This window comes from Mesorhizobium sp. ArgA1 (genome assembly GCF_053714375.1).
Window position 1 is genome coordinate 1 of record NZ_JBSKBQ010000136.1, and the last position, 491, is coordinate 491.

1 protein-coding gene is annotated in these 491 nt (G+C 63.1%); it reads left to right on the top strand.

The annotated features are described in order from the left end of the window. On the top strand, nt 1-491 hold a 491-nt coding region (locus ACWGTI_RS32695), incomplete at both ends, for an EF-Tu C-terminal domain-related protein (protein WP_454590687.1).

Here is a 491-nt window from a genome sequence, read left to right on the forward strand (position 1 = left end):
CCGCTGGACAAGCCGTTCCTGATGCCGATCGAAGACGTGTTCTCGATCTCGGGTCGTGGCACGGTCGTGACCGGCCGCGTCGAGCGTGGCGTGGTCAAGGTCGGCGAGGAACTCGAGATCATCGGCATCCGTCCGACGACCAAGACGACCTGCACGGGCGTTGAAATGTTCCGCAAGCTGCTCGATCAGGGCCAGGCTGGCGACAACATCGGCGCGCTGCTGCGCGGCGTTGATCGTGAAGGTGTCGAGCGCGGCCAGGTTCTGGCGAAGCCCGGCACGGTGAAGCCGCACAAGAAGTTCGTGGCTGAAGCCTACATCCTGACCAAGGACGAAGGTGGCCGTCACACGCCGTTCTTCACCAACTACCGTCCGCAGTTCTACTTCCGCACGACCGACGTGACGGGCATCGTGTCACTGCCGGAAGGCACCGAGATGGTGATGCCGGGCGACAACATCACGGTCGATGTCGAGCTGATCGTGCCGATCGCCAT